The sequence below is a fragment of the Nostoc sp. LPT genome, from assembly GCF_017115165.1.
Taxonomy (GTDB): domain Bacteria; phylum Cyanobacteriota; class Cyanobacteriia; order Cyanobacteriales; family Nostocaceae; genus Nostoc.
Genome location: NZ_JABXKF010000171.1, coordinates 42242 through 51838 on the forward strand (window position 1 = coordinate 42242; position 9597 = coordinate 51838).

Below are 9597 nucleotides of genomic sequence, written 5' to 3' on the forward strand. Positions count from 1 at the left end.
ACTGGATATGAAATTATTAGCGGGTTGGTAATTTTATTAGGGGGATCTTCGCAATATTATCCAAATTGATTGATTGCAATAAACTTTGCCAATCTTTTTCAATAGATGGATCATTATAATTAGAAATGCGTATTTGGGCTAGCATATTTAAAGCGTCAAACCAAATCCCTTTTTCAGCATAGATTATAATTTTTTGTCGAGGCTCATTTGCGGCTTCTAATTGTTGGATAATACGCTCATCTAAATTGATTCTTTTAATGTCTCCTTCTACATATACAGGAATGCTTGCTGTCTCTTGGTTACAACGTACTTTTAAATACCAGCGATATGTCTTATCTACTTCTAATGAAGCAGTACTAGGGAGAGAAATACCAATCACACTGGGCTTTGAAGGTAGGGCGATCGCATTTCTATAAATATCATTTTCGGCGCTATCCTGTAAGCTGAATTCAGCGCTTGAGTTAGACAAATCCTTAGTGTAGGGGATATAAAACCAAAATGTAGGCCGTTCTAAAGTGGTTAGTCCCTCTACAGTCCCGATAATTGATTTGTTTGTCTGTTTGCCAACTTTTTGTTCCTCTTGAAATGGTACTAAGGCAGTGAGCGGGATTGAAACCGCAGGGCAATTATCTCGACTACTCATTCCTGCTCTACGCCCAGATACAGGACTTAATGGAGCAGGTGCTTTTGGCAAAACAAAAACTGGTCGAGAAGTAGGTTGTTGAGGTGAAGCAGGTGTTTTAATTGGTTGTGCAGGCTGTTTATTAGTAATTGGTTGTTTAATTTGATCTGTTGCTTGTGCTGAATATTGGGTAGTGCTGCTCAAAATCAGAGCAGTTGTTAAGATCCATTTCATTGACTGAACAGGTACGATTTTTGCTTGTTGCTATCGTCATCATAAAGGTTAATGTAGCATTTGGTTAAATTGATCGTCACCATTTTTGTACGCGATCGCGTAGGTAACTCGTTATAGCAATTCTGTATAAAAATGCGCCTTATAAACCTCCCTCTAGTCCCCCCGATGCTTTGGGGAGACGGCGTTAGCCGGAGGATGAAGAGTGCTGAGTCTTGAGTCCTGAGTTAAAAAACCGCCCATGAGGGGCGGAGTATCAACCTTCTCCTGAGAAAAGGATTCCGCCCACTAGGGGCGGGGCTAATACCTACTTATACAAAGATTGAATAAGTCTTAATTTACTCAGTAATTATGACTCAGTACTGAGTTTGGTAAAATATATTGCAGCTTCATAAAGAAACGGTATTACTACAACTGTCCCATCAATAATATGTTGTAGATAAGCTAAACCAAAGCTATTTAGTTTATTAGCCATACCACCAAATATCTGCATAGGATTGCGATCGCACGCTTCCGATGTCCCAAGATAGCGATAAACTGCTGTACTGGTGATTGTTCCAAGTATTCTTTGAGAATCGCCAAATCAGATCGCGCACTATGAAGAAGGATAAATCCCAACCTAAAGGCAGCAGTTATAGATGCCGTACTGATTCCTGCATCAGCCATTGCTGTAGATCCCACCAGAAAGTAATAATAACTTCAAAGGCCCCACGCTTTGCTGTGGGGCTTATTTCATTGGGCATTCAATTCAGGACAAAGAGTATTGCAGATAGCTCCCTTAATGATGCCTGAAATAAATACCAACTTTACAGGTATTAAATCAGAAAAATGTATAGACAACTACAATACTTGCTACCAACTAGGTGGTAGATTTTACGACTGATAAAGAGGAAAAAAGCGATGAACTTAACACCCAGTGAGTTAGAACGCTATCACCGCCAAATGATGCTTCCCAATTTTGGAGAAGCAGGACAAAAGCGCTTAAAGTCTGCAACGGTTTTGGTTACAGGTGTCGGGGGATTAGGCGGTACATCAGCGCTTTATTTGGCAGTAGCGGGTGTTGGGCGGCTAATCCTAGTTCGGGGTGGTGATTTACGGCTAGATGATCTGAATCGTCAGGTTCTGATGACAAATGATTGGGTAGGTAAGCCAAGAGTACTCAAAGCCAAAAAAACTCTGCAAGCTATTAATCCTGATATTCAAGTGGAAGCAGTTCATGATTACGTTACAAAGGAGAATGTAGATTCTTTAGTGCAATCTGCTGATATAGCTGTTGATTGCGCCCACAATTTCACAGAGCGGAACTTGCTCAATGAGGCTTGCGTGCGCTGGCAAAAACCAATGGTGGAAGCTGCAATGGACGGAATGGAAGCTTACCTGACAACGATTATTCCTGGTGTCACTCCTTGTCTATCATGCTTGTTCCCAGAAAAGCCGGATTGGAATCAGCGTGGGTTCTCGGTTCTCGGTGCTGTTTCTGGGACACTAGCTTGTCTTAGTGCATTAGAGGTAATAAAGCTGATTACTAAGTTTAGTCAACCCCTATTGTCACAACTGCTGACAATTGACTTAATGCGAATGGAATTTGCCAAACGACATTCTTATCGCGATCCTTCATGTCTAGTGTGTGGTAGTAGTTCTTGTTCGGAAAATTCGTAAACAACATCTTTATAAACAACCGAATCTACTTGATGAGCCAAGTATCTGTTATTTTGACTCTTTAAATACTTCATAGTAGCTTACCATTACAATGACATTAATACTCCCGTATCCAGATTACGTAGAACTATTATACCAAGCAGAAATAATTCAGAATAATGATAGTTCAGATAATTTTGATATCACTAGAAAGTATCAATTTGGGCAAGGGTATTGGCGACATATTCAGCTACGAGATAGCATATCTTTAGAAATTTCCAATTATCAGCAGCCAAAATCATTCATTTTAAAACTTCATGAGCGAAAGCATCCATTAGAATTTCGATTCCTTATTTTGTTAGAGAGCGAATTTAAAAACCTTGAGTTCAAGACAGCAGAATACTTTTTAAGTGGCAGTGGTATGGCATCTGAGTGCGCTGTATTCGAGCCATCAGCGCGGATAGTAGAAGTAGCTATTCACCTACATCCAAATATATTTCATAGCTTTGCAGAAAATACATCTGGTAAACTCCCAAAAGAATTACAACATCTAATTAGACGTTGGGATCAACCAACTTATGAACGCTATGGAACTCAAACTCCTGCAATGCAAATAGCAGTACAGCAAATCCTTCAATGTCCCTACCAAGGCTTTACTAAACAAATTTATCTTGAAGGTAAGGTTTGGGAACTGGTAGCAATGCTAGTCGAGCAAGAAGTACAAATCAACCAAGATTGCTTCCAGATTAATAAACTCAAGCCATCAGATATTGACCGTATTTACAATGTTAAGGAAATTCTGTTAAAACATTTAGACAACCCACCATCTCTTATTGAATTAGCACGGCAAGTTGGTTTAAATGATTGCACAATGAAGCAAGGCTTTAAGCAGGTTTTTGGGATCACAGTATTTGGCTACCTACATAACCACCGTATGGAACTAGCTCAAAAGCTACTGATTGAAAGAAATATGAATGTCACAGAAGTAGCCAGAACAGTAGGTTATGCTAGCTTACCTTCATTTAGTAATGCTTTTCGTAAGAAGTTTGGGGTAAGTCCTAAGTCCTGTCAGAAATAAAAATTCCGTCTCGAATAAAAAAAATTCCGGCTCGAATAAAACGCAAAAACTGAAAAGTTATATATTTTTACAAGAATTAGGTTGGTATAAATATATTTTTTACCAACTTAGTTAGTAAAAATAATTATTCTCTAAATAATGATAAAAATTATACTTAAATATCAATTTTAAGACCTGGTAACCACTGAGGAGTGTATGTAAAAATGCTTATCAGACTACAATATCCTGCTGTTTGCTGGTTAATATCTATTGTTTGTCTAACTTTAGCCAATCCAGCATATCCTGAACAACCGTCAGTCAAAAAAACTTTAGTACGCTCAGGTGAAGTTTTTAAAGAAATTCAAACATTGAATCAGCTACAGCTTCCTAAAACTAATGCTTCATATTTATGGAGAGTACCCAGACAGAATAAATTTCCCGAACTTAGTCAAGCAAATACAGATGTGGTATTAGTTACGGATGTTCAGGTTAACTCTACTGATAAAGGGATAGAGTTAATTTTAGTCACAGCTAATTCTCTTAAATTACAAGTTTTACCGAAAACTGAGGGTAATTCTTATATTGCAGATATCCCTAACGCCAAGTTGCAACTAAGAAGTGGGGATTTTAAACAATCAAAGCCAGTAGCCGGAATTGCATTAATTACAGTTGCAAATGTAGATGCGAACACATTGCGAGTAACGGTGACTGGGGAAGCTTTTGTGCCTGCGGTGGAGTTGTTTGATAGTACAAAAGAAGGTTTAGTTTTTGGAGTGACCCCTAGTACTTCTACTGCTCAACAGCCAACAACAACGCCAGAACAAAAACCATCTACAACAGAGCCAGAAAATCCCATAGAACTAGAGGTGACTGCTCCACCAGATACAAACTATCGGGTACCAGATGCAACTACTGCAACGAAAACAGATACACCATTGCGTGATATTCCCGCTTCAGTTCAGGTAATTCCTCAGCAGGTTATCGAAGACCAACAACCGCGTAACTTAATTGGGATACTCAGAAATGCTGGCGTTGTCCAAAATAATTTTTCATCTCGAATTGCAGACACTTTTTCTATTCGAGGTTTTAGAGCCAGAAACGTTTATAGAAACGGTGTCAAAGACCGCTTTGCAGATGTTGCTGCTCTTTCAAGTTCGCTGACAAATATAGATAGAGTAGAAGTTGTTAGAGGGCCAAACTCTGTAATTTATGGTCAAGTCAATCCAGGTGGGATCATTAATATAGTTACTAAAAAGCCTTTGAGTCAACCTTACTATGCCTTAGAGGTAAGGCGTGGTGGTTATGAACTTTTTGAACCTTCACTTGACCTTTCTGGCCCTGTGACAAAAGATGGCAGTCTGTCGTATCGTTTAAACACTTCTTACAGAACCGCAGAAGACTTTACTGATTTTTATAATGAAAAGCGTTTTTTCGTTTCGCCTGTTGTTAATTGGCGTATAGGGAAAAATACAAATCTAACTTTTGATACAGAGTATGAAGACATACAACAGTCGCTAGGCACTGGTTTGGAGCAGATTGCTAGTGCAACTATACTTCCTAACCCAAATGGCAAAATCCCTATTAACCGTTATTTAGGGGAACCGACTGATTTCTTTAACCGCCAGCTTAATAGATATAATTACAATCTAGAACATCGCTTTAACGATAACTGGTCTATTAGTAATTCATTTCAAGCTGCATTTTTAACCCTTGATTTACGTGAAACAGCTGTTACCAGTCTGCTGGAAGCAGACAACCGCACTGTCGAAAGAGATCAGACTACTTTTCCAAAGCCAACAGAGTATGAAGCTTATACTTTAGATACTCATGTTATTGGTGATTTTAACACTGGTAATATAAAACATAAACTTTTGGTGGGGTTTGACTTATTTAGACAAACCCGAAGAACTAGTGTACTTAGAACAGCTGCGGCCCCTCTTGATGTCTTTAACCCAGTGTATGGTCAACCACTAGGTGATACTCTTGGAGGAGTTGATGTCTTCTTTAGAGATGATGCTTTAGGCTTTTATCTTCAAGACCAAGTGACACTTGCCAATAACCTCAAATTGCTTGTGGGTGGACGTTATGACTTGGTAGAGAATGAGTTTGCTAATCGGATTACATCAACGGCGAGTGTCCAGTCTGATTCTGCCTTTAGTCCAAGGGTAGGCATAGTTTATCAACCCGTAGCGCCTGTCTCACTCTACGCCAGCTATAGCCGTTCTTTTGAACAAGAAACGGGTGCAGATAAAAATGACAACCTTTTTAAACCACGGCTGGGTACTCAGTATGAAGTGGGCGTTAAGACTGATTTATTCGATAACAAACTCTCAGCAACACTTGCTTTATATGATCTGACACTAACTAACGTTTTGACTACCGATCCTACCGATCCCGATTATAGTGTGCAAACAGGAGAACAAAGAAGTCGGGGAGTAGAACTGAGTGTCACCGGAGAGATTCTTCCTGGTTGGAATGTGATTGGCTTTTACGGTTATACAGACGCACGCATTACCAAAGACAATGATCTTCCAGTCGGGAATCGAGTAGAAGGAGTACCAGCTCATGTCGCTAGTTTGTGGACAACTTACACCTTTGGTACTGGCTCTCTCAAAGGTTTTGGAGGTGGAATTGGCTTTAACTACGTTGGAGATCAAATGCCAGATAGTTTTGATACATATACGATCCCAAGCTACTTTCTTACCGATGCAGCTCTGTACTATCGGAATAACAACTTTAGCGTTGGACTCAACCTCAACAACATATTTAATGTTCGATATTATGAAGCAAGCTTTGATTATCTCCAAAGAATTATTCCTGGTCGTCCGTATACAGCACAGTTGACAGTGAAGTGGGAATTTTAATGAGAACAACTCATTGGTTAACCAAGTGTTTTGTCCGATGCCTGCCCCTTTTAGGATTGCTTGCTGTGGTAGTGTGGCTAAACGGTTGTTTCTTTTTTAATTACCCAAAAGTTAGCCATAACAAGAGTGTTTCTTCTTTAAATCAGGTTCGAGTAGTTCAGCACTTAATGGGTAAGACAATAGTTCCTGCTCATCCTCAACGAGTTGTTGTGCTTAGTGGTAGTTGTTTAGAAAATGCTTTGGCGTTGGGGATCAAACCTATAGCTGCCTCAAAGTCATTTGTCTCACAATTGCAGCGATTAGTAGGCCCGCTATCAGGTATTGAAGATGTAGATTGGCTCTCTCCTAGTATCGAAAAAGTCTTGTTTCTCAAACCAGACCTAATTCTTGGTATGCATTTTCATCAAGATATTTATCCACTGTTATCACACATTGCACCCACTGTTTTGGCTCCTCCTGGAGCCAGTGGAGCTTGGAAAGAATCTTTTGCTTTCACAGCCAGTGTTCTGGGTAAAACTAAAATAGCCCAACAGGTAATGGATAATTATTATGCACGTTTGACACAGTTTAAAGCAAAAATGGGCGATCGCCTGAACACAACTTTAGTCTCGGTTGCCGAATTGCGTACTGATGCACTTTGGCTGTGGGCGAAGGCAAGTTTTTCAGGAGTTATTCTTAAAGATGCGGGTGTTGCACGTCCTTACTCTCAAACTTTGGATAGTCAAGCAACCCTGAGTTTAGGGGGTGGCCCTGCTGCCTATGCTTTATCAAAAGAACTTTTGAGGGAGTTAGATGGGGATATTTTATTTCTAGTATCAGAAGACGTACTGGGCACAAGGGATTTACACCCAATGCTTGAGCAACTGAAAGCAGAACCGTTGTGGTCAAAGTTGAAAGTTGTCCAACAGGAAAAAGTTCATGAGGTGGGGTTTTACTGGGTTCAGTTTGGCCCCCTTGCAGCCAATCGGATGATAGACGATTTGGAGCGATATTTAGTTAAACAGCAATAAACTATTTGAAAGTTTTTTAGGAGGGATGATGTTGAACTTGAGTGCAATTAGTAATGCAACTATGCAGGAAATTCCTTATAAATGGATTGTATTTGAAAACTTGCTTGACACTTCAGTACAATCTGAACTAGCAAATAGTTTTCCGACTACAAACTATAAAGAATATCATGCTAGAGACTTTGAGCCAGATGGATACCCGGAATATACATATAATGACTACAGGTTTTTTGCACGCTGCATTCTGGATGAAAGTAAGTACAAAGGTTTACAAGATATCAAGGATCTGAGTCTTAGTTGGCAAAAATTGATTGAAGAACTTCTCACTCCTGATTATCGAGAGGCAATGGAGCATCTTACTAATTTGGATTTGAAAAACCATTCACTAACTATTTATTTAACACGACATGATTTAGGATTCTGGAACCGTCCTCATACAGATATCCCGCGTAAACATGTAACTCAACTTTTCTATCTCAATGAAGGATGGAACCCAGAGTGGGGAGGGTGTTTCCGAGTTCTCAAAGATAATCAGACTACATCTGTAGTTAAAGAAGTTCCACCCTTGCCGCAATATTCAGTTGCTATTGTACGTTGCGATCGCTCTTGGCACATGGTTTCCCCTATTTCCTTGAATGCAACTCAACACCGTTTGCATCTAGCGACTACCTTTTGGCTACCAGAGTCTTAAGCCATTTGATTATCAAATTATTAAGATTTCCAGAATCTCAGCAAATCAGAGCATTTTTATCTCACCAGAGACACAAAAGAGCGTTAAACAGTCAGGGATTAGCAGATACTAAAGAGTCCTTTATTTTTGCAGTCTGCTACAACTTTTACCAAAATAGTTAGATAATTGTAGCGATCCGCTTATAGAGCGATCGCCACAACTTATCTACTCATTTCGAGCTATTCTGTAGCAATTATGACATCTGACGCTTTAATCACAGCGATCGCTTGTTTTCCCTCTTGAAGTTGGAGATGGTCTACCGACTCTTTGGTAATAATTGCAGTTACTTCCACCCCAGGCACAATTTCTAATATGACTTCAGAGTTGACTGCTCCTTGGTTAATTTTCTTAATAGTTCCTTTTAATGAATTACGAGCGCTAACTTCCATATTTTGATACTCCCTACGTTAAAAGATAATTTTAAACTGAGTAATACTAACAACTATCAGATTATTAGATTATCTTCATTTAGTGGGATGCTATCTTCTGCCTTACAGAAGAACTTAGATATCAGACTGGTATTAGAATATCGCGAAAAAGTCGATAGTGGAATAGTCAAAGCTTGGCAGAGCATTCATTAAAAATTTTTTTTGGTGATCTGGCTACTCAGTTATTTTGGTGCGTTTTGATAATTCTTGGCAGATGGTAAATTTAGTAATATCATGTTTGCATAATTAGTTATGATTCCCACAGTCATTGCACCCCACACGCCAGGTGCTTCTCCTGTCGGAGACGCTACGCGAACAAGTCGGGCTTTGCCCGCCCAACGCACTGGCTCCCCTTAATCCCCTCCCCGCTTGCGGCTACGGTGTACACACAAGTCGAAAAAACTTCATCCACCAAAAATTTGCGGTGAAGCAGCGCTCTTGGTAGGGTTTCCAACGCCAGATGCTCCACTTGGGGAGACCCCATCGCCCTTGGCGTCTCCCCTTGGGAGAAGACCGCACTGGCTCCTTTGCAGGCGACTGCTGTTAGCGCAGCGTTAGCGACGCACGAGCGTCACCCGAACGCGAGTGCGTCTCCGATAGGAGAAGGGTGCGTTACGCTGGCGTGACATAGCTAAATTGTTGCAATCATGGCGATGCCTGCGGTTCTTGCTAGCCAACTCATTTGTTATTTTGGCGAACTCATTTGTTATTTTGGTGAACTCATTTGTTATTTCGGCGAACTCATTTGTTATTTCGGCGAACTCATTTGTTATTTTGGCGAACTCATTTGTTATTTTGGCGAACTCATTTGTTATTTTGGCGTGGACATAACGCACCCTACTGGCGTGACAGGGCTAAAATAGTGCATTAGCTTTCCTCTTGTGGGATGGGCGTCTCGCCCGTCCGGTGCGGGCTTTCCGGCCCACACCACAAGAAAATTTATTGCAAAAATTTAGTTTTGACACCTCATATCTTGCACCTGATAAAAACAATCAGTATTAACCAAGAACAAGAAAGTAA

Annotated in this window: 7 protein-coding genes and 1 pseudogene; 5 read left to right on the forward strand and 3 right to left on the reverse strand. The window is 40.2% G+C overall.

Translation table 11 applies throughout. The annotated features are described in order from the left end of the window. Nucleotides 1-16 precede the first annotated feature (16 nt). Entirely contained in the window at nucleotides 17-856 is an 840-nt protein-coding gene (locus HWQ58_RS33100; RefSeq protein ID WP_292872283.1) for a DUF928 domain-containing protein, read from the reverse strand. 510 nt (nucleotides 857-1366) lie between these two features. Beyond that, nucleotides 1367-1525 (reverse strand): annotated as a pseudogene (locus HWQ58_RS33105) (substrate-binding domain-containing protein); the annotation flags it as partial. Nucleotides 1526-1753: 228 nt separating this feature from the next. Here HWQ58_RS33105 and HWQ58_RS33110 point away from each other — a divergent pair. The 5 genes from HWQ58_RS33110 (at nucleotide 1754) to HWQ58_RS33130 (ending at nucleotide 8110) form a co-directional block, all read left to right on the forward strand. Further along, nucleotides 1754-2512, forward strand: a complete 759-nt coding sequence (locus tag HWQ58_RS33110) for a HesA/MoeB/ThiF family protein (protein WP_292872285.1) — start codon at nucleotides 1754-1756, stop codon at nucleotides 2510-2512. A 91-nt stretch (nucleotides 2513-2603) separates the two neighbouring features. Continuing rightward, nucleotides 2604-3569 (forward strand): helix-turn-helix domain-containing protein, encoded by a 966-nt coding sequence (locus HWQ58_RS33115; protein ID WP_292872287.1) that lies wholly within the window; start codon nucleotides 2604-2606, stop codon nucleotides 3567-3569. A gap of 203 nt (nucleotides 3570-3772) precedes the next feature. Then, nucleotides 3773-6412: a TonB-dependent siderophore receptor gene (locus HWQ58_RS33120; RefSeq protein ID WP_292872289.1), complete on the forward strand. Its 2640-nt coding sequence runs from the start codon at nucleotides 3773-3775 to the stop codon at nucleotides 6410-6412. After that, nucleotides 6412-7422: an iron-siderophore ABC transporter substrate-binding protein gene (locus tag HWQ58_RS33125; protein ID WP_292872291.1), complete on the forward strand. Its 1011-nt coding sequence runs from the start codon at nucleotides 6412-6414 to the stop codon at nucleotides 7420-7422. Before HWQ58_RS33120 ends, HWQ58_RS33125 begins: the two co-directional genes overlap by 1 nt. Nucleotides 7423-7447: 25 nt before the next feature. Then, entirely contained in the window at nucleotides 7448-8110 is a 663-nt protein-coding gene (locus HWQ58_RS33130; protein WP_292872293.1) for a 2OG-Fe(II) oxygenase, read from the forward strand. 218 nt (nucleotides 8111-8328) lie between these two features. On the opposite strand, the gene HWQ58_RS33135 is transcribed toward HWQ58_RS33130, so the two are convergent. Then, nucleotides 8329-8538: a molybdopterin-binding protein gene (locus tag HWQ58_RS33135; protein ID WP_292872295.1), complete on the reverse strand. Its 210-nt coding sequence runs from the start codon at nucleotides 8536-8538 to the stop codon at nucleotides 8329-8331. Nucleotides 8539-9597 lie beyond the last annotated feature (1059 nt).

What these genes read in the sequence shown, in the direction of transcription:
- HWQ58_RS33110 (WP_292872285.1), top strand. Translation starts at nt 1,754, where the DNA reads ATGAACTTAACACCCAGTGAGTTAGAACGCTATCACCGCCAAATGATG.
- HWQ58_RS33130 (WP_292872293.1), top strand. Translation starts at nt 7,448, where the DNA reads ATGATGTTGAACTTGAGTGCAATTAGTAATGCAACTATGCAGGAAATT.
- HWQ58_RS33100 (WP_292872283.1), bottom strand. Translation starts at nt 856, where the DNA reads ATGAAATGGATCTTAACAACTGCTCTGATTTTGAGCAGCACTACCCAA.
- HWQ58_RS33120 (WP_292872289.1), top strand. Translation starts at nt 3,773, where the DNA reads ATGCTTATCAGACTACAATATCCTGCTGTTTGCTGGTTAATATCTATT.
- HWQ58_RS33135 (WP_292872295.1), bottom strand. Translation starts at nt 8,538, where the DNA reads ATGGAAGTTAGCGCTCGTAATTCATTAAAAGGAACTATTAAGAAAATT.
- HWQ58_RS33115 (WP_292872287.1), top strand. Translation starts at nt 2,604, where the DNA reads ATGACATTAATACTCCCGTATCCAGATTACGTAGAACTATTATACCAA.
- HWQ58_RS33125 (WP_292872291.1), top strand. Translation starts at nt 6,412, where the DNA reads ATGAGAACAACTCATTGGTTAACCAAGTGTTTTGTCCGATGCCTGCCC.